Origin of the sequence: Sphingomonas sp. YR710 (assembly GCF_900101455.1) — a bacterium.
Classification (GTDB): domain Bacteria; phylum Pseudomonadota; class Alphaproteobacteria; order Sphingomonadales; family Sphingomonadaceae; genus Rhizorhabdus.
Genome location: NZ_FMZJ01000013.1, coordinates 71,086 through 92,353 on the forward strand (window position 1 = coordinate 71,086; position 21,268 = coordinate 92,353).

21 protein-coding genes and 1 pseudogene are annotated in these 21,268 nt (G+C 62.0%); 6 read left to right on the forward strand and 16 right to left on the reverse strand.

Annotated features, from left to right (window positions below; translation table 11 throughout):
- Nucleotides 1–46: 46 nt before the first annotated feature.
- From BLS13_RS15390 to BLS13_RS15445, 12 genes are all read right to left on the reverse strand, one after another.
- Complete coding sequence (locus tag BLS13_RS15390) at nt 47–418, reverse strand: beta/gamma crystallin-related protein (protein ID WP_176943612.1); 372 nt, start codon at nt 416–418, stop codon at nt 47–49.
- A 124-nt stretch (nt 419–542) separates the two neighbouring features.
- A complete protein-coding gene (locus BLS13_RS15395) occupies nt 543–1,439 on the reverse strand; it encodes a hemolysin family protein (RefSeq protein ID WP_093453448.1) in 897 nt (298 codons plus the stop codon).
- A 72-nt stretch (nt 1,440–1,511) separates the two neighbouring features.
- The gene (ybeY, locus tag BLS13_RS15400; protein ID WP_093453449.1) at nt 1,512–2,021 is read right to left on the reverse strand and encodes an rRNA maturation RNase YbeY; all 510 of its coding nucleotides are present in this window, start codon (nt 2,019–2,021) and stop codon (nt 1,512–1,514) included.
- Nucleotides 2,022–2,164: 143 nt separating this feature from the next.
- Complete coding sequence (locus BLS13_RS15405; protein ID WP_093453524.1) at nt 2,165–3,163, reverse strand: PhoH family protein; 999 nt, start codon at nt 3,161–3,163, stop codon at nt 2,165–2,167.
- 118 nt (nt 3,164–3,281) lie between these two features.
- A complete protein-coding gene (miaB, locus tag BLS13_RS15410; protein WP_093453525.1) occupies nt 3,282–4,634 on the reverse strand; it encodes a tRNA (N6-isopentenyl adenosine(37)-C2)-methylthiotransferase MiaB in 1,353 nt (450 codons plus the stop codon).
- Nucleotides 4,635–4,648: 14 nt separating this feature from the next.
- On the reverse strand, nt 4,649–5,371 hold the full coding sequence (locus BLS13_RS15415; protein ID WP_093453451.1) for a lysophospholipid acyltransferase family protein: 723 nt from the start codon (nt 5,369–5,371) through the stop codon (nt 4,649–4,651).
- A gap of 6 nt (nt 5,372–5,377) precedes the next feature.
- The gene (locus BLS13_RS15420; protein WP_093453452.1) at nt 5,378–5,800 is read right to left on the reverse strand and encodes a Fur family transcriptional regulator; all 423 of its coding nucleotides are present in this window, start codon (nt 5,798–5,800) and stop codon (nt 5,378–5,380) included.
- A gap of 108 nt (nt 5,801–5,908) precedes the next feature.
- Nucleotides 5,909–6,325 carry a Ros/MucR family transcriptional regulator gene (locus tag BLS13_RS15425; protein ID WP_093453454.1) on the reverse strand — a complete coding sequence of 139 codons (417 nt, stop codon included), beginning with the start codon at nt 6,323–6,325 and terminating at the stop codon, nt 5,909–5,911.
- A 125-nt stretch (nt 6,326–6,450) separates the two neighbouring features.
- Nucleotides 6,451–6,915, reverse strand: coding sequence for a GNAT family N-acetyltransferase (locus BLS13_RS15430; protein ID WP_093453456.1), 465 nt, complete (start codon nt 6,913–6,915; stop codon nt 6,451–6,453).
- Nucleotides 6,912–7,529, reverse strand: a complete 618-nt coding sequence (tsaB, locus tag BLS13_RS15435) for a tRNA (adenosine(37)-N6)-threonylcarbamoyltransferase complex dimerization subunit type 1 TsaB (RefSeq protein ID WP_176943613.1) — start codon at nt 7,527–7,529, stop codon at nt 6,912–6,914. The genes BLS13_RS15430 and tsaB overlap by 4 nt, the downstream gene beginning before the upstream one ends.
- A complete protein-coding gene (locus tag BLS13_RS15440) occupies nt 7,529–8,119 on the reverse strand; it encodes a malonic semialdehyde reductase (RefSeq protein WP_093453459.1) in 591 nt (196 codons plus the stop codon). Before BLS13_RS15440 ends, tsaB begins: the two co-directional genes overlap by 1 nt.
- Nucleotides 8,120–8,157: 38 nt before the next feature.
- Nucleotides 8,158–8,730: a NifU family protein gene (locus BLS13_RS15445; RefSeq protein WP_093453526.1), complete on the reverse strand. Its 573-nt coding sequence runs from the start codon at nt 8,728–8,730 to the stop codon at nt 8,158–8,160.
- A gap of 128 nt (nt 8,731–8,858) precedes the next feature.
- Between BLS13_RS15445 and BLS13_RS15450 the strand changes: the two genes are divergently transcribed.
- Genes BLS13_RS15450 through BLS13_RS15465 form a run of 4 tightly spaced genes read left to right on the forward strand, consistent with a single transcriptional unit; the run spans nt 8,859 to nt 14,647 of the window.
- Nucleotides 8,859–10,460, forward strand: coding sequence for a hypothetical protein (locus BLS13_RS15450; protein WP_256325914.1), 1,602 nt, complete (start codon nt 8,859–8,861; stop codon nt 10,458–10,460).
- Nucleotides 10,460–12,046 (forward strand): O-antigen ligase family protein, encoded by a 1,587-nt coding sequence (locus tag BLS13_RS15455; RefSeq protein ID WP_093453528.1) that lies wholly within the window; start codon nt 10,460–10,462, stop codon nt 12,044–12,046. The genes BLS13_RS15450 and BLS13_RS15455 overlap by 1 nt, the downstream gene beginning before the upstream one ends.
- A gap of 16 nt (nt 12,047–12,062) precedes the next feature.
- On the forward strand, nt 12,063–13,415 hold the full coding sequence (locus tag BLS13_RS15460) for an oligosaccharide flippase family protein (RefSeq protein WP_176943614.1): 1,353 nt from the start codon (nt 12,063–12,065) through the stop codon (nt 13,413–13,415).
- Nucleotides 13,409–14,647 carry a glycosyltransferase family 4 protein gene (locus BLS13_RS15465; RefSeq protein ID WP_093453462.1) on the forward strand — a complete coding sequence of 413 codons (1,239 nt, stop codon included), beginning with the start codon at nt 13,409–13,411 and terminating at the stop codon, nt 14,645–14,647. The genes BLS13_RS15460 and BLS13_RS15465 overlap by 7 nt, the downstream gene beginning before the upstream one ends.
- A 22-nt stretch (nt 14,648–14,669) precedes the next feature.
- Here the strand turns inward: BLS13_RS15465 and BLS13_RS15470 are convergent, their stop codons facing one another.
- Nucleotides 14,670–15,506: a 2OG-Fe(II) oxygenase gene (locus tag BLS13_RS15470; RefSeq protein ID WP_093453464.1), complete on the reverse strand. Its 837-nt coding sequence runs from the start codon at nt 15,504–15,506 to the stop codon at nt 14,670–14,672.
- A gap of 190 nt (nt 15,507–15,696) precedes the next feature.
- Nucleotides 15,697–16,884 carry a glycosyltransferase family 4 protein gene (locus BLS13_RS15475; protein WP_176943615.1) on the reverse strand — a complete coding sequence of 396 codons (1,188 nt, stop codon included), beginning with the start codon at nt 16,882–16,884 and terminating at the stop codon, nt 15,697–15,699.
- Between the two features lie 194 nt (nt 16,885–17,078).
- Between BLS13_RS15475 and BLS13_RS15480 the strand changes: the two are divergent.
- Nucleotides 17,079–18,104, forward strand: a pseudogene (locus BLS13_RS15480) (acyltransferase family protein); the annotation flags it as partial.
- A 63-nt stretch (nt 18,105–18,167) separates the two neighbouring features.
- On the opposite strand, the gene BLS13_RS15485 reads toward BLS13_RS15480, so the two are convergent.
- Nucleotides 18,168–19,322 (reverse strand): glycosyltransferase family 2 protein, encoded by a 1,155-nt coding sequence (locus BLS13_RS15485; RefSeq protein WP_093453530.1) that lies wholly within the window; start codon nt 19,320–19,322, stop codon nt 18,168–18,170.
- Nucleotides 19,323–19,324: 2 nt separating this feature from the next.
- Nucleotides 19,325–20,383 carry a glycosyltransferase family 2 protein gene (locus BLS13_RS15490; RefSeq protein ID WP_093453531.1) on the reverse strand — a complete coding sequence of 353 codons (1,059 nt, stop codon included), beginning with the start codon at nt 20,381–20,383 and terminating at the stop codon, nt 19,325–19,327.
- 262 nt (nt 20,384–20,645) lie between these two features.
- On the opposite strand from BLS13_RS15490, the gene BLS13_RS15495 reads away from it, so the two are divergent.
- Entirely contained in the window at nt 20,646–21,254 is a 609-nt protein-coding gene (locus tag BLS13_RS15495) for a hypothetical protein (protein ID WP_143011974.1), read from the forward strand.
- The last annotated feature ends 14 nt before the right edge of the window (nt 21,255–21,268 follow it).

Here is a 21,268-nt window from a genome sequence, read left to right on the forward strand (position 1 = left end):
CGCCTGCAACCCGCCGCCATATCGCGGCGGCGGGCAGGTCGTGTGATTATCGCTCGCCGCGGCCGAGGGGCCGCGCTGAGGAAATCTTGTCGTCCATGTTGATGTCGCTCAGGTGGCGGACGGAGCGCCGAATGACCTCGCACCGGCCACGAAAATCATCGTCCACGCAGACGAGCCAGCGACCGCTTTCGATCGAGATCGACGAAATCTTGTCGTTGATGTCGAATTCACGCATGCTCGGCACGGGCCGGTCCACGGTGATGCTCCGGCCTTCGAACTTGTCCTTGACGAAGAAGGTTGCGCGAGGCCGGCCATAGTCGCCACGGCTATCGTCATAATCCCCACGATCGCGGGCAATCGCTGCCGGCGCGATCGCCAGGACCGACAGGGCCGCCACAGCGCTTACGAGCTTATTCATATGTCCTCCACCATCAAACATTCGGCCGGTCCTTCACGGCAGCCGGCTCGAGATGGCCTAACATCTACCTCATGTCGCACGGATGAACCGCTCAGGCAGGGTGGCGAAGATCAGCGATTCGGCATCAAAGCTGGGGTTCGGGTTCGGTCACCGGCGGATGCAGCAGCAGCTTCCTGACCCTGCGTTCGTCCGCTTCGATGATTTCCAGCCGCCATCCGCTTGCATGCTCGACGATTTCGCCGGCCTGCGGAACATGGCCGGCCAGGGCCGAAGCGAGCCCGCCGAGCGTGTCGACATCCTCGTCGATATCGGCGAGTCGCGGGTCGATCGTCTTGGCGACATCTTCGAGTTCGGCGCGCGCATCGGCGGACCAGATCGAATCGTCGAGCGGGATCAGCAACTCTTCGCTTTCCTCGTCATGCTCGTCCTCGATCTTGCCGACGATTTCCTCGACCAGATCCTCGATCGTCACCAGCCCGTCGGTCCCGGTATATTCATTGAGCACGATCGCCAGATGCGTCCGGTGCTCGCGCATTTCGGCGAGCAGATCGATGATCCGCATCGATGTCGGCACATATCGCGGCTGGCGGATTAGCGGCGCGATCGTGGCCGGGCGCGGCGCATCGGTGGCGATGATCTTGAACACGTCCTTGACGTGTACCATGCCGATCACATGATCGAGGTCTTCGCGATAGACCGGTAGCCGGCTATGTTCGGCCTCGGCAAAGCGGGCGACCAGATCCGCGAAGCAGGTCGTCTCCGGTACCGCGACGATCTCGCCGCGCGGCACGCCGATGTCGCCGACCGTGCGTTCGCCGAAATGCAGGATGTTGCGGAGCATTTCGCGTTCGGCGGACGAGAGATCATCCTCCTCGCCCGGGCCTTCGCCCTCATGTTCCTCGATCGCTTCTTCGATCTGGTCGCGCAGGCTGGGCTCATGCTCTTGTCCGAAGAGCGCGCGCAGACTGCGCCAAAATCGTCCGCCGCCGTCCGCGGCGCTGCTACTATGGTCGTCGGGCATGTTGGTCGTGGGTCACCCTGTTGGATCGCGGAAGCGGTATCCGAAACCTCGCCCCTTCGGCAACGAAGAAGTTCATTCTTCCGTCACGACATAGGGATCGCCGATGTCGAGCGTGGCCAGCGCGGTGCGCTCCAGATCCTCCATCGCCTCGGCTTCCTCGTCGATCATATGGTCGAAACCGAGCAGGTGGAGCGTGCCGTGGACGATCAGGTGGGTGGCGTGGATCTCGGTTGCGACGCCCTTTTCGGCGGCCTCGCGTTCGCAGACCCCGCGCGCGAGGATGATGTCGCCGAGCAGCACTTCGCCATCGTCGCTGTTGGCCAGCGTCTCCAGCAGGTCATCCTGCACCATCGGGAAGGACAGGACGTTGGTCGGCTTGTCCTTCTGCCGGTAGGTGGCGTTGAGGGTTTTGACCTCGTCATCCTCGGTCAGCCGGATCGAGATTTCGGCGGCATAAGATGCGGTGATGATGTCGGCATAAGGCGTAACCCCGATCGCGGCTTCCACCGCGCGGGTGCCCAGCGCCTCCCAGTCGATCGATTCGGACCAGCCGGGTTCGAGCTGGACGGCGACTTCAATCATGGCGGGTGAACCAGATTAAGCCCCTCCCCTTCAGGGGAGGGGTTAGGGCGGGGCCTACCCTCCCAACCAACATTGCGCTTGGTGAGATCCGGAGGCCCCACCCTAACCCCTCCCCTGAAGGGGAGGGGCTTTTAAGGTCGCGCTCAATCACCGTCCGGCCCCTCATAAGCCTGCACGATCCGGCCCACCACCGGATGGCGGACGACATCGGCCGCGCCGAAGCGCACCGTCGCGATCCCGTCGATGCCCTCCAGTTTCGCCACCGCATCCGCGAGGCCCGACTTGCCGATATCGGGCAAATCGATCTGCCGCGGATCGCCGCACACGACCATGCGGCTGTTCTGGCCGAAGCGGGTGAGGAACATCTTCATCTGCGCGGGGGTGGTGTTCTGCGCCTCATCGAGGATCACAAAGGCATCGCCGAGCGTGCGGCCGCGCATGAAGGCGATCGGGGCGATTTCGATCTCGCCCGAGGCCAGCCGCCGCTCGACTTGTTCGTTCGGGAGCATGTCGTACAGCGCGTCGTAGAGCGGGCGCAGATAGGGATCGACCTTCTCCTTCATGTCGCCGGGCAGGAAGCCCAGCCGCTCGCCCGCCTCGACCGCGGGCCGCGACAGGATCAGCCGTTCGACGGTGCCGGTGATGAGCTGCTGCACCGCCTGCGCGACCGCGAGATAGGTCTTGCCGGTCCCTGCCGGCCCGAGCGCGAAGATGATGTCCGACTTGTTCAGCGCCTCCATATAGCGGATCTGCGTCGCCGATCGCGGCACGATCGTCTTCTTGCGGGTGCGGATCATCACGCGCGGCGGATCGGAGACGTCGTTGCGCAGGATGCCATCAAGCGTCGGCTCGGCCGACATCGCGATCACCGCCTCGACCGCGCCGCTGTCGATATCCTGTCCCTGGACGATTCGGTTGTAGAGCCCGCTCAGAACCTCACGGGCCCTCGCGGCGGCGCTGGCTTCGCCCTCGATCTGCAGCTTGTTGCCGCGTGCGGCGATATAGACTCCCAGCCGGTTTTCGATGGCGACCAGATTCTGGTCGAATTCGCCGAACAAGCGGCCAAGAAGCTGGGGTCTGTCGAAGAGTATCTCGAGCCGGGCGCGATCTCCGGCCTGCGCTTGGACTGGCTTGCGCGACATATATTGCGGCAACATCCTTTTCCTGCCCCGACCCGCCGGGAAGGCGGGACTCGGATGGGCAAGGCGAATGTAGCCTGTATTGCCGCCAAGCGAAGGGGAAATACGGGCCGGTCGCCGATCAGGCGGCGACCTGTTGCTCCGCGAGCACGCCGTTTAGACTGTTCGGGCCCGCCGAGACGATCTCCGCCGTCACCAGCTCGCCGATCGCGGCCGCGGTTTCGACCACCACCGACTGCAGCCAGGGCGACTTGCCGATGCGCTGGCCGGCTTTCTTGCCGTTGCGTTCGATCAGGATCTCGGTGCGGCGGCCGACGAGGGCGGCGTTGAACGCCTGCTGCTGCTCGTTGATCAAGGCTTGTAGCCGCTGGAGCCGTTCGTCCATCAGTTCGGGCGCGACCTGATCGGCCATCGTCGCGGCTGGAGTGCCGGCGCGCGGACTATATTTGAAGCTGAACGCCTGTGCATGTTTGACCGCGCGAACGATGTCGAGCGTCGCTTCGAAATCGGCGTCGGTCTCACCGGGGAAGCCGACGATGAAATCGCCGGACAAGGCGATATCGGGCCGCACCGCGCGGACACGGTCGATGATCGCCAGATAGGAATCGCGCGTATGGCTGCGGTTCATTGCCTTGAGGATGCGATCCGATCCCGATTGCACCGGCAGATGCAGGAAGGGCATCAACGTCTCGACGTCGCCATGCGCCGCGATCAGGCCTTCGGTCATGTCGTTCGGATGGCTGGTCATATAACGGATCCGGGCGAGGCCGGGCAGTCCGTCGAGGGCGCGGATCAACCCATCGAGGCCATGGCGGCGTCCGGCGTCATCGTCGCCGGCCCAGGCGTTGACGTTCTGGCCCAGCAGGGTGATCTCGCGCGCGCCGGCATCGATCAAAGCCTTCGCCTCGTCGACGATCGCGCCCCAGGGCCGCGAAACCTCGGCGCCGCGCGTGTAGGGTACGACGCAATAGGTGCAGAATTTGTCGCAGCCTTCCTGCACCGTCAGGAAGGCGGTCGGCCCCTGTTTCCGGCGTTTGGGCAGGCTCTCGAACTTGGAAATCGCCGGCATATCGGTGTCGAGCGCCTTGCGGCCCGCGGCGGCGTCCGCCACCAGCGCCGGCAGGTTGTGATAGGCCTGCGGGCCCACGACGATATCGACGGCCGGCGCGCGGCGCGGAATCTCGCCGCCCTCGGCCTGGGCGACGCAGCCGGCGACCGCGATCATCGGCTGCTGGCGCCCGCGCGATTGCTTCACGATGCGCCCGATATCCGAATAGACCTTTTCGGCGGCCTTCTCGCGAATGTGGCAGGTGTTGAGCACCACCAGATCGGCCTCGTCGGCGCTGGCAGCCATCGTCAGCCCGTCGGCTTCGAGCAGTTCGGCCATGCGTGCGCCGTCATAGACGTTCATCTGGCAGCCGAACGACTTGACGTGAAAGCTCTTGGGGGCGGGTTTGCTCATGCGCGCGCCTATAAGCGAACCCGCGCTCAAGCGGAAGCGGTGAGCGCCTGTTCGATCGCGGCCTGTGCGTGCGCGGCCAGTTGTTTGCGATCGGTGGACGGGGGCAAAGGCGGCAGGAAGTGGAGCCGAACCGTCAGCCGGCCGCGCCGGCCCAGCACCTTCGCGGCATTGGGGCCGAGCGGTTCGTCGCCGCTCCAGGCGATCTCGGCGGCAACCGGCCCATAATCGATCGCAACCGGCTGAACGGCGATGTCCGCCGGCGGTGGCGCTACCGATGCGAATAATGCCGGCCGGAACGGGAAAAGCGCGCGCCCGTCATTGGTGGTGCCCTCGGGGAACAGGGTGATCGGTTTTCCCACGATCAGCGCCTCGCCGATCTGATCCGCCTGGCCGCGCGCGGCGCGCCGGCTTTCGCGGTCGACGAAAATCGTGCCGCCGATCCGCGCGATCATGCCCACAAGCGGCCAGCCCGCGATGTCGCTCTTGGCGATGAACCCCGCGCCCGTCGCCCCGCCGAGCGCCAATATGTCGAGCCAGCTCAGGTGATTGGCGACATAGAGCACATTGGCCGCGACAGGCCGGCCCACCACTTGCACATCCAGGCCCATCGCGCGGCCGAAATGCCGGAGGAAGAAGCGCGGCCAGGGGCTGTGGCGGCGGAGCAGCCGGGCGGTGCCATGGCCCGCGAAACAGAAGCCCAGGATCGCGACGCCGCAGGTCGCCCGCGTGATAAACCGCAGTCGCCGCATGTCGACCTATTGCTTGCGGCTCAGCGAGACGCCGTACAACTCCATGCGATGATCGACCAGGCGAAAGCCCAGCCGCTCGGCGATCCGCCGCTGCAATTCCTCCAGTTCGGGATCGACGAACTCCATGACATTGCCCGTCTCGACATCGATCAGGTGATCATGATGGGTTTCGGCGGCGGCCTCATAGCGCGCGCGACCGTCGCCGAAATCATGGCGTTCCAGGATGCCGGCTTCTTCGAACAGCCGGACGGTGCGATAGACGGTGGCGATCGAAATGCCCGGGTCGATGGCCGACGACCGCTGATGCAGCACTTCGACATCGGGATGATCCTCGGCGGCGGAGAGGACGCGGGCGATCACGCGACGCTGCTCCGTGATCCGCAGCCCCTTCTCCGCGCACAGCGTCTCGATATCGATCTTACGGTTCATGGCAGCCTTGTCATGCGATAGCCGGATCAGCGTCGCATGAGGCCTAAAGAATTTTTGCCGTCAAAGGAAGGCGGGCGGGGACGGATATTCTCCGACCCCGCCTCTTTTCTAGGAGCGTGGGCCGCGCTTCGTGCCCAGCCCGATCTTCTTGGCGAGCGAACGGCGTTGCTCGGCATAGTTTGGCGCAACCATCGGATAGTCCGCCGCCAGGTTCCATTTCGCCCGATATTGATCAGGGGTGAGCTGATAATGCGTCATCAGGTGACGCTTGAGCATCTTCAGCTTTTTCCCGTCTTCCAGGCACACGATATAATCGGGGCGAATCGAAGCACGGACCGAGACGGCGGGCTCCTGCTTTACTTCGGGTTCAACCAGCTCGTCGCCGAGTGTCGACAGGGCGTTGTGGACATTCTGGATCAGCAGGGGAAGATCAGAAACAGCAACGCTGTTGTTGCTGACATGAGCGGATACGATATCGGCAGTGAGGGCGATCAGCGTGTCCGGCAAGTCATTGATATCGGTCATGTGAAGTGTCTTTCAATAAGCATGCTAGTCAAGTTTCAGGCTCTCCCCCAAAAAGCCACCGCTACACTCTGCGCTTTTTCGCGCTATATTGCAATGCTGTTTGCTACAAGTGACGGGGAACTGCGTCAGAGTGCACAAGATAATGTGAGGGCGTCGTAGACTGCGCCGTCTCGCCCCCGATAGTAACCTGAACGTCTACCGATCAACATGAACCCAGCATTTACATATAACTGCAAGGCGGGGTTATTATGCCGTACTTCAAGATGAATTTTGCTGGCTTGCTGTTCCCGGGCGATGCGGCTTGTTTGCTCAATCAAACGCAGACCTATTCCCAACCTACGGTGCGCAGGGCGGACGGCCAGCAGCAGCAGCTCGACTTCATCGACCGCGATGCGATTGAGGGCGAAGCCCGCAGCTTCTCCGTCGTACCGGGCAAGGCTGAGCCACACGCCAGGCAGGCTGAGCATCGACAGGCTTTGCGACGCGGTCCAGGCCTCGCCGAAACCGGGGTCGAACGCGTCGTTCATCGTCAGCATCATTTCGTCGAGCGCCTCGGCGCCCGCTTCGCGAATATCGATGCGATCGGTCATGTGGCGATCGGCTTTGCATCGGCACCGCGCCCGTAGATCGGCTGGGGTGGCAGATCGGCGCAGGACGGCGGCATCATCATGGCGTTGGCGGCATTCGGCAGCACATCATCCGCATCGCCCCACATCCGCGCGCCCGTGAGCATATGGGCGCCCGATCCGTGGATCCTTCTCTCACGAATTTGCGATGCGGCCTCGGCGGGCGTCAGCGATGCGAGATCGTTCAGCGGCGCGACCGGATCAGCCGAAAAGCGCTGCACGAAAATTTCGCCATGGCCGCCGATGACCGCTACGGCGATCGTCTCCCCGTTCATTGGTGCTGCCATCGCGGCGATCAGGCTCATCGATGAATAGCCGTGCACCGGCACCCCCCATCCGAAAGCCAGCGCCCGGGCGGCAGCGATGCCGACGCGCACGCCGGTGAAGCTGCCCGGTCCGCAATCGACGAGGATGCGATCGGCTCGCCCGCCGCCGGGAAGCCCAGCGATCATCGGCATCAGCTGTTCGGAATGGCCCCGGCCGACGACATCATGGCGACCGGCGATGAGGCGGGCTCCGTCGAACAGAGCCACCGAGCAAGCGGCTGTGGCCGTATCGATAACGAGGCAGCTCGACATCAGACGATCTTGTTGAACTCCGCGAACTCCGGCCGCGGAAGCCGGTCGAAGACCGTCGACGGGTCGCCATATCCCAGTGTTGAAATGAAATTCGACTTGTAGTTCGTGCCGGCGAGGAAGGCCGCATCGACAGCATCATTGTCGAAACCCGACATCGGGCCGGTATCGAGGCCGATCGCACGCGCGGCCATGATGAAATAGGCGCCCTGCAGGCTGCTGTTGCGAAAGGCGCTGCCGGCGATGGCTTTGTCGTTGCCGGCGAACCAGGGGCGAACGTCCGCATGCGGGAACAACATCGGGCCCTTTTCGTAAAATTCCATGTCCATCGCGATGATCACGGTGGCCGGCGCCTTCCGGATCTTTGCGGCGTTGGTGCCGGAGGACAAAGCGGCAAGCTTGTCCTTTTCCGCCTGGCTCACGCACCAGATGAGGCGCGCCGGCATCAGATTTGCGGCCGTCGGGCCAAATTTCATCAGATCCCAGATCTGGTGAAGCTGGGCCTCGGTCACGGGTTGGTCGGTATAGCCGTTATAGCTGCGCGCCTTGCGAAACAGCGCATCGAGCACGTCATCGGAAAATATGCCCGCCATGCAGAACCCCCCAGCAATATTCGCGAATGTGAGGCCGCTCAGGCGGCCCGGACTTCGATCACTTCGGGCACATAATGCTTCAGCAGGGTCTCGATGCCCTGCTTGAGCGTCGCCGTCGATGAAGGGCAGCCGGCGCAGGCGCCATGCATGGCCAGAAATACGGTGCCGCGATCGAAGCCGCGGAACACGATATCGCCCCCATCCTTGGCAACGGCGGGACGTACGCGCGTTTCGATCAGATCCTTGATCTGATCGATGATGTCGGCGTCATCGGGATTGTTGCCGAACGTTTCGTCGGACTGGACGGCGATGCCGCTGGCGCTGCCGGCCCGGAACAAAGGTGCATCGGATACGAAATGATCGAGCAGAACGCCGAGCACCTGCGGTTTCAGCCCGGACCAGTCGACGCCTTCGCCGGCGGTGACCGATATGAAATCGCGGCCGAAGAATACGCCATCGACATCGCCGAGCGCGAACAGCGCCGCCGCGAGCGGCGATGCCTCCGCCTCCTCATGGTCCGCAAAGTCGCGGGTTCCCGCCGCCATCACGGTGCGGCCGGGCGCGAACTTCAGGGTCGCGGGATTGGGCGTGTTTTCGGTTTCGATGAGCATGGGTGCCATTTGGCTATTCTTGCGGCCAGTATCAAGGGAATCCTTGGGGATGGATCCGATCCACCCGGGATCGTGTCCGAATATCCTCCCGGGCTCGTGAAGCAAGGATCGATTGCCGAAGAGAACGGATGTTGGCACAAGTCCTTGATCAGATGCGGGCGGAGCTGACGGGCGGGAGTGTGTGGATGAGTGTCGTTCGGGTCCGGCTGTTCGGTGTGGCGGTTGTGCTCGCCGGTGCGCTCGGAATGGTGATCCTGGGTGTCGTCTGCCTCTCTGCGGAGGGACGGAGTACGGCGCCGACGGCCAGGAGCGTTCCGCCGCCTCCGCCCATGCGCATCGGCGTCAACGTGCCGACCATCGCCACCTCTTCGGGGCAGCGCATATACGCCAATCTGGCTGCGCACGCCGAATGGATGTTGGTGAAAGGCGGTTGGAAGCGGATCGATCCGGCGATGCTGGATCGGGAGGGGTGGGTGAAGGCACTCGGACCAGGCGAGTCCGCCGCACGGCCGATGATACGTCCGGGCGCGCCCTTTACCAACCTCCGGATCCGGTGCACTTATGCGGGCAGGGGTTCCCTCGGTGCCGGTGGTGTCTTTCGTGTCGAGGCAAGTCGGGATCATGAACTCGATTTGGCGGTGACGGCGAACCCCAATCCCGATGCAGGTGGCTGGCTAATGTTGCAGGCGACCGATCCGCAGGATCCGCTGCGCAACCTCGATTGCCGCGAGCCGGATATGCCGAAGGACCTGCTCTTCGCGCCGGAATTCATAAGCTATATTCGGCAGTTCGCATTGGTCCGCTTTCTCGACTGGTCCGCCGCCAATGCGAATCAAGGGGGAGACTGGGCACGCCGCAACACCCCCCATCGCGGTTATCAGGGCGGCGAGCCGGAGGGCGTTTCGGTCGAGCATCAGGTGGAACTCGTGAACGAAGCCGGCGTCGATGGTTGGTTCGTGCTGCCATATAATGCCGATCCTACCTACGTCGAAAATTTCGGTCGCTACGTGCACGATCATCTCAAGCCCGGTCGGACCGCTTATGTCGAACTGGGCAACGAACTTTGGAATCTGGGCTTCCCTGCCGGGCGGCAGGCCATGAAGGAAGGACAGGCCGAACAGTTGGGCGGCGGCAATCCCCAAAATGCAATGCTGCAGCGCTATGCCGAGAAATCGCGCGATACGCTGGCGATCTGGACACGGATCTTTGCCGACAACCCTACCCGGCTGGTCCGGGTCGTTTCGACGCAAAATGTCTGGACAGAAACCGCGCGCCAGGTGCTGGGGTTCAAAGACACCGCCCATTATGTTGATGCGCTGGCGACCGCGCCTTATGTCCAGTTGGACGCGAATGGCTATGCGTCTGGGGATCTGGACCGGCTCTTCGCTGATCTGGGGGAGCGGGTCGACAAGGCGATCGGCTACGCGGCCGAAAACCGGCTGATCGCAGCCCAATATGGTAAGCGCTATATCGCCTATGAAGGCGGTCAGCATTTGCTACCGAAGGATATCGAATTTGCGAAGCGGATCCAGCGCGATCCGCGGATGGGGGCCCTCTATGTCCGCTATTTGAACGGCTGGCGGAGCCAGGTGGGTGATGTGATGACCCTCTATGCGGCAACCGGCCCGATTTCGCATTTCGGGGCGTGGGGGCTGCGCGAATATGCGGGTCAGCCGATCGACGAAACGCCGAAGCTGAAGGCTGTACGCGAGTTTCTGGGCAGGCGCTGATGTTCGGAATGTTCATCTGGTGCGCGCATCTCGAGGCCATGGTCGGGCTGGGGATGCTTATCTTCTATGGTAGTTTGTCGCCTGAGGTACGGCGCGAGATGGGGCCGGGGCCAGCCACCTTGGCGCTCGCAATGCCGCCGATTGCCTTCTTTCTGCCCAAATTGTTCCTGCTGCACATCGTTTACTTCCTGATTGTGCCGGTTTTGGCGACACGGCGCAGTCTGATCGTTCCGATCTATCTGTTCGCGCTCATGCTGCTGCCCGATTTCAGGTCTCCGCTGATGGCCGGCCCGGTATATTTTTTCTACGGCACGATCTACGACAGCCTCGGTTTCGGTGCACTGCTGACCATGCTGACACGATTTCCGGCCTACAGCCGGATTCGCCCGGCGAGCGACATTCCGGTATTGCTGATCATGCTCGTGCTCATGTTCGGCCGCAGCAATTTCGGCAGTCTCACGAACCTGTTGCGGGTCTATGTGGAGCTGCTGCTCACTTATGGCCTGCCTTATTATATCGCTAGCCGTGGCGTTCGCTCAATCGACGATGTGAAGCGGGTGATGCTGTACATGGCATGTGCGGCGGTGATGATCTCCGCCATCATGTGCTACGAGGCGTTGCGCACCTGGCCGATGTATCGGATACTCTACACCCATTATGATGTCGATTTTAAAGGAATGGTGAAGCTACGATCGGGCTGGCTGCGGACAACGGGTACCACTATCGAAACGACATCAATGGCATTTATATTGGTGCCATGTTTCCTCGCGGCGCGCTGCTCGCGACGCGCCTTCGCTTCATCGCGGCAACATATCGGGGTGCTTTGCTTGCTGGGCCTCGGCCTGGCCCTGCCGCAGTCGCGCGGTGCGCTGGTCGGGCTGCTGTTTGCGATGACGGCGATGAACATCTATCTGCGGCGGTGGGCAGCCGTTGGGGGCGTGGCATTTCTGGCCATCGGCATTGCGTTGGCAATGCTGGTCGTCCCTGCCGAAAGCAGGTTGGGCAGCATGCTGGGTAAATCGGCCGAAACCGCCGGTACCGCAGATTATCGCAAGGATCTCTTCTGGCGGGGATTGGAGGAGATTCGCAAGCGGCCTGTGCTGGGGGCCTCCGAAACCGAGGTCATGGCAAACCTCGAAGATCTTCGGCAAGGAGAAGGCATCATCGATTTCGTGAACACCTATCTCTACGTCGCCTTAGTGACTGGAGTGGTCGGGCTGATCCCCTTTGTCGCGGGATTAGCCGGCCAGCCTCTGGCCTTGTGGAAAATCCGGCGTGGCCTGCCGCCGCGCGGGGCCGATATCGATGTCATGGCCTTCATTTTTGCCGGGATATTGGCCCCGATGGAGATGCTCGCTTTCACCTCGCTAGGCGGCCGGCCGAGCACTTTTATCATGATGCTTATTGGGTTCGCTGCGGCGCTCGTCAGTCAGCGACGATATGCGGTTAAAGCCGGTATGTCGTCCGAAGTGGGGGACCGCAGGGCCGATGTGCGTTCGACGCAGACCAACCCGTCCGGTGTGGCGATGCCTGAGGCCGGGGAATGGCGCGAACCCGTTCCGAAGGGTATGGGGCGTCCGTTGTAATGACGCGGCGCCATCGATGATCGCACCTGCACCGTTGGCCAGATTGGTCGTCCGGATCAAGGCGCAGAGGGGCGGGGACTCAATGGTCCTGATCGGGACTACATTGGTCTCGAATCTGGTGCGTATCGCCAGCACGATGGCGATGACGAGGTTGCTCGCCCCCGACATCTTCGGGCTGGTTGGTATCATCAACACGATCTTCTTCATCGTCACGATGCTGACCGATCTCGGGTTTCAGGCCTATGTCGTGCGCCACCCCGACGGCGACGATCGGCGCTTCCTCCGTGTAATCTGGACGATCCACGCGGGACGCGGGGCCGGGCTGGCTTTGATTTCGGCCGCGTTGGCGTTCCCGCTGGCCCAATTGCTGGCAAAGCCCGAACTCGCGCTGCCTTTGGCGGTGGCATCCACAATCTTCCTGATCAACGGCCTCGCATCATTGTCGCTGATCACTGCGCTGCGCACTCATCAGGTCGCCAAGCTCTGTTATCTCGATCTGGGAGTGCTGATCTTCCAGACACTCGTCGCGATGACTTCCGCCGCGCTACTGCACAATGTCTGGTCGATCATCATCGCGATGGCGGCCTCAGCGGCGCTGCGGACGATTCTAAGCTACAGCCTGTTTCCGAATTCGTGCAGCGGAATCGCCATCGATCGGGCGGTGTCAAAGGATTTCTGGCGATTTTCGCGCTTCGTGATGGGCTCCAGCCTGCTGACGCTGCTGATCGCGCAGACCGACAAAATTGTCTTGGCCCGTGTCTTGAGCCTCGATCGTTTTGGGCTTTACATGATCGCCACCACGCTCGCCGGCGTGCCGCTGGTTTTTGCCGGCAACTATGCAAGCCGGATACTGTACCCACGCTATGCGAGCATGTTCCGGGACACCTCGGATCGTCTGCCCCAAATCTACTATGCCGGGCGGCGTACGCTGTCGCTGATCTACAACTTCTCCGTCGGCGGGTTGATCGGCGGCGCTCCGATCCTCATCCGCGTGCTGTACGACGATCGTTATGTGGAGGCATCGCCCTATTTGTCGCTGCTCGCGACCGCGTCGCTGATGGCACTCGGCAACCGTGCCGCCAATGAGGTGCTCACCGCGATGGGACATGTTCAGGTTACGTTTACCGCGAATGTCTTCCGGCTGACCTGGCTGATCGTCGTCGGCGTTCCCGCTTATCTGGGCTTCGGGCCCCTCGGTCTGGTGACCGCGATCGGCCTGATTGAAGCGCCGCCGCACCTCTATAACTGGTGGCAGCTTCACCGTTTTGGGATTTTCAATGCGCGCGAGGAAGGCATTCTGATCGGCGCGGCCGTGCTGGGGATGGGGATCGGTTTCGTCATGACCGCGCTGCTGTCGTTCCTGTGGTGATACGGGCGGATCCGGAGACCACGGGGCTGCATATCGCTTATTTTGCCCCGGCATGGCCACCGGAGAGCATAGCGAACGGCGTCGTCACCTATGTCGCGGTGATGCGCGCCTGGCTGATGGCGCAAGGTCACCGTGTGACGATCGTTGCGGATGGGGTGGCTTATGGCACGGATGACGAACCGGTGTCGCTGGACGGCGATGGCATTGTGGCGCGGATGCGGGTTCGGCTGGCGGCCCGCGCCGATAGCGGCACCGGCGATCGGCCGGGCGCCGGACGGCGCATAGCCCGGAATTTTGCACGGCTTCACCGGCGCGATCCGATCGATCTGATCGAGATGGAGGAATCGTTCGGCTGGTCGGAGGTGGTCGCGCGCGCGGTCGACGTGCCGGTCGTCACGCGGTTGCACGGCCCCTGGTTCCTTTCGCCGGCCGAAGGCGAGCGTGCAGAGAAGACCGTGCAGACGCTGCAACGCATCGCCGCCGAAGGGCGGGCAATTGAGACGGCGCGCGCGATCACCTCGCCTTCCGCCCGGTTGCTCGATGCGGTGCGTGCTCGCCATCCGATTGCGGGTCAGGTCGCTGCTATCCCCAATCCGATCGTACCCGCTGCTGCCGCAGACCGGTGGCGCGCCGAAGCCAGCGACCCCGATCTGATCCTGTGGGTCGGCAGGATCGACCGGCGGAAGGGCGCGGATATCGCGCTCGACGCCTTTGCGCGGGTGGTGAAGATTCACTCTTCGGCGCGGCTCGTCGTCGCCGGACCGGACGGCGGAATCGCGATGCCGGGCGCAGCCAGACTGTTCTTCGAGGATTATTGTGCCGCGAGGCTCCCGCCGTCCGTGCGCGGGCGGATCGAATATCTCGGGCGCATTTCCCGAGCCGATATCGCCGGACTACGGCTTCGGGCCGCGTTGGCAATCATCCCCTCACGCTACGAAAACTTCCCCTACAGTCTCGCCGAGGCGATGGCTTTGGGTAGCCCCGCGATCGCGGCCGACAGCTTCGGCTGTGGCGAGATGATCGTCGATGGCGAGAGCGGGTGGCTGGTGCCGACTGAGGATGATGATGCGCTGGCCCGGGCGATCCTCGCCGTCCTGTTCGATCGGCAGAAGGCCGCGATGGTGGGCGCGGCTGCGTGGCAGCGCTGCGTGGATCATTACGGCGCCGATGTGATTGGCGAGGCTACGCTGGCATTTTATCGGCAAGTGTTGGCCAGCGCTGAAGCGCGCTGATCTCGAGGGCGTAGCTGCGGGTTCATTTGGGTCCGAGGCGGCGGGCAAAATGTTGGAGCTTCGCCGGCACCCAATCGTTCACCCAATGCTGATACGCGATCTTCCAGTCACGCTGTTCCTTTGAATTCGGCCGTGGCCGAAAATTCGTGGACCGGATCGGAATCGTGCCGGACGGCTCACGGATCGCGGTATAATAATAAGTCGCGATCGATCGACGGGAGCGGTCCGGCGGGCAAGCGAGCGGCTCCGGATGGCCATGATAGCTATCGAGCGCGGTGTTGAAGATCACCGCCCGGCCGAGGATCGGCGCGATGCTGCGTTCCTTTCTCGACATTGACGGATCCCATAGTTCAAGCTCGCCGCCGAATGCCGGAACCCAATCGTCGTTGAGGTAGATCAGCAGGTTGATCCGGCGCTCGACATGCATCTGGCTGTGGACGTTGAAATCGGCATGGATGCTCAAATGGCCGCCCGCGCACGTCTCGTGCAGGCCACCGCCGGCATGGTAAGGATCGGGAATGAGGCCATTGATGCCCGTCAGTTCGCTCAGGAAGGCAAGGAAAGCCTGGCTGTTGAGTTCGGACAGGATGTTGCGCACCAACCCGCTTGTGGTCTCGCCAGGCTTGAACTGGCATTTAAGCCGTTCTTGATCGCGATCGAAGAACCGTCCGCTCGTGCGATCCGGATAGGCACGCGCCACATTGCGAAGCAGGTCGGCATCAAGGAAATCGTCGATCATGATATGCGGAAAGGGTGGTGCGCCGCGATAGGCAGGGCCGAGTGCCTTGCCGGCGGCACGGCATTCCGCCTCGTCGAAACATAGATAGCCATGGTGTTCGCGAAGGGTGAGCAGGCTCATGCAGATACTCCGGTGGCGACGGACGTAGGCAGCTATTCTGCACATCGTGCCGATCGCGGCTAAGATGCTAACCCGACCTGACATAGATCAGCCCCAACGCATTTCCACCCGGCATTGTACGAAGAAGGGCCGGAGAGGGCCGTTGCCACAAGCTGAGCAGGGGATCCGTGCCAGTCTGAGGAAGGCGGTGCTAAGCGGTAGTCTCCAATCCGAATGATTTGACGATCGCTTCGGCGCGTTCGCGGTGCATCGCCTGATGCGTGCGCAATTTCATCGGCTCCAAAGCTTTCATACCCATGCGCTGAAGTTCGGCCCCGTGGAAGGTTGCCCAATCCATGGTGGCAGCAAGAGCGGCGGCGTCGCCCAGCTTGACGATCAGCCCGTTATCCATGTGGCTGATAAACTCGCTATGCCCGGATGTTCCACTTGCGATGACGGGAACACCGCGGGCGAAAGCGTCGAAAATGATTCGCGGTTGCTCGTCGGAGATCGTAGGAATCACAACGGCTTGATAGCCATCCAGCAGCGTAGAAAAGGGTACTCCATGTGGTACAGGGTCGAGCAAGCGAACTCGATCGGCGAACCGGTCGGCAACGGCCTTGCATTCTGCGGTGAGTTTGCCGACGCCCACAATGTCGATCGCGGCATTCGATTTCTCGATAGCCGCGATGAGCACGCGAATCCCCTTTTCCTCCGTCAACCTGCCGGCGAACAGGAGGCGGCGTGATTTCATCGACCATCGTTGCGCGGCTTCGCCCACTGATAGGATTTGATCCAGGTCGACCCAGCTAGGGTGCAAAACATGCGTCGGTCCTCGCGGTTTGGTCGCGAGGCTCGTTCGGTAGGCTTCTGTCGTGAAGAAGGAGGCGTCCGCGGCGTTCACGCACGCGCGGCTATATGCTTCGCGGATCCGGGCAAAGAGCCTGCGCCGAAGGGAGGCGGTCTCACCCTTTGCTATTCGCCAGAAGCTCGATTCGATATTAACCAGGACGTTTCGGCCGCGCAATCGCGCCAGCGGAACGCCAAACCATCCCAGCGCATAAGGCCAGCCCGCCATGCCAGTGTGGACAATGAAGCCCTTTCTGATGGCGCGATCCATCTTCAACAAAAGAAGTGGAATGCACAAGACGGAGGCCCTCGTAAGGGGCCATACAGGTATTATCTTCAGCCGCGGATGGAAGCACTTGACCCAATTTTTGGGCGGCGGCGCATCATGAACAGGACAGAATACGGTAAAATCGTCTATCTCATCGAGGTGAAGCAGAAGGTCTTTTTGCCAAAGCGGATCTGCCCACCAGGTTTCGCCGACCCGATATAGCGGAGTATTCACCACGAGGAGATACGGTTCTTTGATAATTGCTGAGGCGTGCCGGATCATCGGGGGATTTTGCACGGTATACTCACCAAGTCCATATAGATCACCGTGTGATCTTTCTATCCGGGTGGGGGAGCGGGCCGGCACCACAAATGCACCAAAGGCGCATTTCCAAACAGACTCTATGGGGTGGTAGTTGAGCCACCGGCAGGCCATAGCTGAACCGAGGAACCATGTGACAAAGGTGCTGTGACGCGATGCCGGCCATCCAACTGCGCCTGATTCCGTCCGATGGCGTGCAATTCCAGCGCAACAACTTCGATTTTATACGATTGATGATGGCGTTGCTCGTCATCTATTCGCATGCCTTTGCACTTTATTCGGGAAGCGAGGATCGCGAGACGTTGTCGTTGATAACAAATGGTTTTTACAATAGCGGTAGGATTGCCGTCTGGAGTTTTTTCATCGCCAGCGGTTTTCTAGTCTCGCGGAGTTTCGAGCGATCGGCTTCGGTGCGTCAATATGCGTCGAAGCGCATGCGGCGCGTCTATCCCGGCTATCTGGTCGCGACAACGATTTGCGCCTTCGTTGTGACGCCGCTGTTCATCGTTGGCAGGCAGTTCGCGCCGGATATATCCGAGGTAGCGCGAACGATCGCTCTGAATCTGTTTTTCTCCAATCACTTCCCAATCGATGATCTGTTCCTGAACAACCTCAGTTCGACGGTGAACGGATCGTTGTGGAGCATAAAATATGAAGTGCTCTGCTATGCCGGCATCGCTCTGCTCGGCTGGGCGGGGTTGCTGAGGAGGCGGGCTGCGATCCTAATTCTATATGTTGCGATCGTGTTCGCCTGGTGCTGGCTCGATGCGACGGGGCGCAAGCCCGGGGGATCTCAGTTCGTCAGGGATATGGTCGGCTGGCCCTATCAATGGTTCCGGGTGTTGCCCAACTTTCTGGCCGGTGTGCTGATCTACCTCTATCGCGAGCGGATCCCGCGATCGACGCCGCTGTTAATGGTCGGGCTGATAGCCAGTTTTGCCGCCTTCTGGTCTCCCTATCATCTGCAGGGTCTGATTCTGGCGCATCTGATCGCACCGCCGACGCTGGCTTATGGAATTTTTGTTTTTGCCTTTCATCCGAAGATTGCGCTGCATGCCGCCGCTCGGTTCGGCGATTTTTCTTATGGTACTTACCTCTATGGCTTCGTGATCCAGCAGATGTTGCTCGCTACATTCCAGTTGGGCTTTTGGCCATTCGTGCTGTTGTCGATGCTGTGTGCATTGCTGGCCGGGGCGGCGAGCTGGTGTCTGGTCGAGCGTCACTTTCTGCGGCGAAAACCAGAATCAGTCGCGCCTTGTTCGGATCCAGTGTCGTTCGCGCCGGGTGATACCGCTGAGATATATAGGCAGTTTCCACAGCATGTAGAGCGGGACACGCAACAGCGTCGCGGCCCGGATCTGGTCGCGGGCATGAGTCCAGACTGCGCCGACCAATAACAAGGTGATGGCTAGCAGCCCGCTCAGTACAAAAAGCGGCGGAATGGGCCCGCCGCGTCCGACGATGATGGCCAGTACGAACAGGATCAGGCTATTGATCATCATCAGCAACGCCAGCGGTGGCACGAGCAGGTGGAGCCCCAGCCATGTCGTTCCCCACTGCCCGGACATCAGCAACGGGGGCACCGCATGCCCTGCCGTGGCAAGAAACCCATGCTCCCAGCGGCGGCGTTGCGCCAATGTTCCGCCGGCGCTGCTCGGGTCCGACAGGATCGTCACATCGTCGACGAATAGCGGGCTTTGTCCCCGCCGTGCGAGCGCGATGCCGAGCCTGAGATCCTCGACGATGTCACTTGTTGCCAGGGGTGCCTGCGCAAATATCGGCCAGGGGAAGGCCATGCCCGATCCGGTCAATATCGCCGGTGCGCCAATGCGCGCGAGCCCGCGCTGGCGGATCAGGTTTTTCACGAGAAAGGCGAAGCCCGAAAGCTGGACCATCGGCCCGGCTTCAGGCTGTGGCGTCATCAGGTAACTCGCCTGCACCGGCCTGTCGCCTGCCAGCGCGATCTCCGCCAGTCGGCGAAGCCCGCCGGCCGAGATCCGGCAATCGGCATCGATCACGATCGCGACATCGGGCGGATCGGCGGACAGATGATCGCGCGCGAATGCTAGTGCGTAGCCTTTGCCGCGCGCGCCGGGATCGTGGCGCTCGATCACGTCCGCGCCCGCCCGCAGGGCCATGGCCGCGGTCAGGTCGCTGCAATTGTCGGCGACGACGAGAAGGCGGCCCCCGGACGGGAGATCGCCCAGCAGCGCCGCTATCGTAGCCGTGATACCGGTCTCCTCGTCATGAGCCGGTACGATCACGGCTACGCGCGGTTGGCGGCTCGCCGCACCCGCCGGCCGGGCGCGCAGCGGCCACAGTCCCAATGCCGTCTCGATCGCAAATACCGCCGACATGACGAAAATAGGAGCCAGAAGGGCCCAGCCGATCCCGGTCATGATCATACTTCGCCGGCCTTCTTATATTCGATCAGCCCCGACGGGCGGCCGCGCAGCCGGTTCCAGTAGAAGCGCGCCATTCCTGCCATCTCGGCATATTTTCCGATCATCAGGAACAGGCTTAGTTGCACGGCCTGCCGTCGTGTCCGTGTCCGCGCCTCGCGGACGGCAACGCGGACGATCTGGCCGAGCAGCGACAGAGCCAGCAACCCGAGCATGATCGGATACAGCATGCTGCGCGTAATGATCGTTTCGATCAGCAGAGTCACAGCGAGAGCCGGCACCATGCCGCCCCAGATCATCGCGCGGCGGCAGTTGCGATGATAATCGTGCAGCCGGCCGTCGGGATGGCGGGTCACCAGTTCGGCAAAGGCGTGGCCGGCACGCGCGGTGCGGCGCCACCATTGGCCGAAGTGCAGGATCGCGGCATCGTGGATCGTCATGTCCACATCGATGCAGGCGATGCGCCAGCCTGCCGCCCTCAGCCGGATCGACAGGTCGGGATCCTCGCCCGCGATCATATCTGTCCGATAGCCGCCGGCGGCCCGAACCGCGTCGGTCCGCAGCAGCACATCGCCGCCAAAGGCCATGGCCGGTCCTGCGGGGATGGCCCATTCGACATCGCACAGCCAGTTGTACACGGACCTGCCGGGATCTCGTTCGCGGCGCCGGCCGCATATCGCGGCCAGCCCCGGATCGGCCTGCAGCGCGGCGAGTGCGGTTGGTAGCCAGCCCGCGGCCAGCTCGCAATCTCCGTCGATCATCTGGACATAACCGATATCGGGTTCAATCTCGTCCAGTCGCGCGAGCCCCCGGTTGCGCGCGCGCGCGGCCGAATAACCACCGGCCGGATCGAGCGCGCAGACGTCGACGCCAGCCGCCTTTGCCTGGCCGATACTGCCGTCGGTCGATCCTGAATCGACATAGATCACGGGCTCATAATCGGTCAGCGACGCCAATGCCGTGGTGAGGCGCTCCCCCTCGTTGCGACCGATCAGAACGATAGCGACATCTCGGTCGTCATTCGAGCCGCGGATCTGGCTTGGCGGGGCATCGGACATCGGTATTGCTGTCGCACGATTCACGGCAATTATCGAGATCCGTTTCTTCGTATTGAAATCGTTAACGATTCGAAACAACCCGCGGTGGCACGCGGGCTTGGGGTGAATCGGGCGGCCGCCATCGGGTGTTAATCTTGTAAAGCGCCGGATTATTCCATATAGCTGCAATATTCGATAAGGGTCGGAGGGGATTTTTTGTCGATGGCTGGAACTGCGCGTGCCTGTTCGAAGGCGCGTCATGGTTCTAACGCGGGGGTGTTTGATGCGTAGCTTTTTGCGGGTTCTTGGTGTTGCTGCTGTGGTCGTTCTGGCCGCGCCCTTGTCGGCGGCGCCGTTGCCGGCGGACAATACGGGTTTCGCTACACCCTATATGGGCCAATTGATCCAGGGCGACTTTGTCGCCACGGGATCGACGTTCAGCTCCATCAAAGCCGTCACTTCCAACGCAAATCCGGGCGGATCGGGCTTTTCGGTGTTCGCGTCGTTCGATGTGATCGGCAATGTCGGCGGGATCTCTGCCGGCGGCGTTCTGATCCGCCGCGATGATACGCATTCGCTGGGCACCGTGACGGCGGGGCTTTACAATTACAGCCTGACCGCCGCCAATCATCTCGGCGGCCTGGTTTACAATTTTGCAGCACCCTCGGGCAGCTTCACCTCATCGTTCGATTCGTCGCTGCTTACCCTCGCGGGCGGAAAATATATTTTTCAGGTACATTCGTCGGCAACCAGCGGCGTCAGCCTTTATCGTCTCAACGTCAGTTCTGTGCCGGTCCCCGGCGCGGCCCTGTTGTTCGTCGCCGGGCTGGGCGTAGTGGGTATTGCCAGCCAGCGCCGCCAGAAGAACAAGCAGACCATTCAGGCTGTCTGACGGCTTTGCGTGAT

Coding starts and splice junctions, on each gene's coding strand:
- BLS13_RS15425 (WP_093453454.1), bottom strand. CDS start 6,325: ATGACCGATATCAATGACTTGCCGGACACGCTGATCGCCCTCACTGCC.
- BLS13_RS15460 (WP_176943614.1), top strand. CDS start 12,063: ATGATCGCACCTGCACCGTTGGCCAGATTGGTCGTCCGGATCAAGGCG.
- BLS13_RS15455 (WP_093453528.1), top strand. CDS start 10,460: ATGTTCGGAATGTTCATCTGGTGCGCGCATCTCGAGGCCATGGTCGGG.
- BLS13_RS15445 (WP_093453526.1), bottom strand. CDS start 8,730: ATGCTCATCGAAACCGAAAACACGCCCAATCCCGCGACCCTGAAGTTC.
- BLS13_RS15475 (WP_176943615.1), bottom strand. CDS start 16,884: ATGATCCGGCACGCCTCAGCAATTATCAAAGAACCGTATCTCCTCGTG.
- BLS13_RS15420 (WP_093453452.1), bottom strand. CDS start 5,800: ATGAACCGTAAGATCGATATCGAGACGCTGTGCGCGGAGAAGGGGCTG.
- BLS13_RS15430 (WP_093453456.1), bottom strand. CDS start 6,915: ATGACCGATCGCATCGATATTCGCGAAGCGGGCGCCGAGGCGCTCGAC.
- tsaB (WP_176943613.1), bottom strand. CDS start 7,529: ATGTCGAGCTGCCTCGTTATCGATACGGCCACAGCCGCTTGCTCGGTG.
- BLS13_RS15490 (WP_093453531.1), bottom strand. CDS start 20,383: ATGTCCGATGCCCCGCCAAGCCAGATCCGCGGCTCGAATGACGACCGA.
- BLS13_RS15390 (WP_176943612.1), bottom strand. CDS start 418: ATGAATAAGCTCGTAAGCGCTGTGGCGGCCCTGTCGGTCCTGGCGATC.
- BLS13_RS15495 (WP_143011974.1), top strand. CDS start 20,646: ATGCGTAGCTTTTTGCGGGTTCTTGGTGTTGCTGCTGTGGTCGTTCTG.
- ybeY (WP_093453449.1), bottom strand. CDS start 2,021: ATGATTGAAGTCGCCGTCCAGCTCGAACCCGGCTGGTCCGAATCGATC.
- BLS13_RS15470 (WP_093453464.1), bottom strand. CDS start 15,506: ATGAGCCTGCTCACCCTTCGCGAACACCATGGCTATCTATGTTTCGAC.
- BLS13_RS15395 (WP_093453448.1), bottom strand. CDS start 1,439: ATGCCCGACGACCATAGTAGCAGCGCCGCGGACGGCGGCGGACGATTT.
- BLS13_RS15485 (WP_093453530.1), bottom strand. CDS start 19,322: ATGACCGGGATCGGCTGGGCCCTTCTGGCTCCTATTTTCGTCATGTCG.
- BLS13_RS15415 (WP_093453451.1), bottom strand. CDS start 5,371: ATGCGGCGACTGCGGTTTATCACGCGGGCGACCTGCGGCGTCGCGATC.
- BLS13_RS15405 (WP_093453524.1), bottom strand. CDS start 3,163: ATGTCGCGCAAGCCAGTCCAAGCGCAGGCCGGAGATCGCGCCCGGCTC.
- BLS13_RS15440 (WP_093453459.1), bottom strand. CDS start 8,119: ATGGCGGGCATATTTTCCGATGACGTGCTCGATGCGCTGTTTCGCAAG.
- BLS13_RS15450 (WP_256325914.1), top strand. CDS start 8,859: ATGTTGGCACAAGTCCTTGATCAGATGCGGGCGGAGCTGACGGGCGGG.